The organism is Vibrio sp. 704 (assembly GCF_033339295.1).
In genome coordinates, this window is record NZ_JAWOUH010000717.1 from 1 (window position 1) to 593 (window position 593).

The following is a 593-nucleotide window of genomic DNA, read 5'->3' on the forward strand; positions in this document are numbered from 1 at the left end:
GGAATACCATCATTTAAGAAGCATTTTTGGCAAAGACATTGTCCTGTCCATCAACCTTTCATCGGCCGAATTAAACTCGTTAGAAATGGCGCAATTCATTCATAAACACGTAACGAGAAATGGCATCAAACCAGAATGTATCGAACTAGAAATTACCGAGACGTTTGCCGCGGAACAGCAAGGGACTGCATTGCTTGATGAGCTTTCTAAACTGGGTTATCGACTTGCTATTGATGATTTCGGCTCTGGCTACACGTCGCTCACTCAACTTGTTCAATACCCAGTACAAAAGATTAAGTTTGACCGAGAGTTTCTACTGACGTTGATGAATACCAATAATGGACACGTGATCAAACCGATCATTGAGCTGTGCCATGCTCAAAACAAAACCGTGACCGCCGAAGGCATTGAACACGACGTTATGCACAAATGGTTGTCCGCTTATCGATGTGATTTCATGCAAGGATACTTGTTCGGAAAGCCAATGGACAAAGAGCAACTTAGCTTGTGGTGGAAATCGGCCAACGATGACAATCGATTCTCTCAGCCGCTTACAACCAAACTCGCGGCTGAGGGTGGAATTTGAAGGTAAA

At 43.8% G+C, this 593-nt stretch carries 1 protein-coding gene; it reads left to right on the forward strand.

Annotated elements, in window-relative coordinates:
• A partial coding sequence (locus R7R24_RS28705) for an EAL domain-containing protein (RefSeq protein WP_318120459.1) occupies positions 1-586 on the forward strand: 586 nt, incomplete at its 5' end.
• Between the last annotated feature and the right edge of the window lie 7 nt (positions 587-593).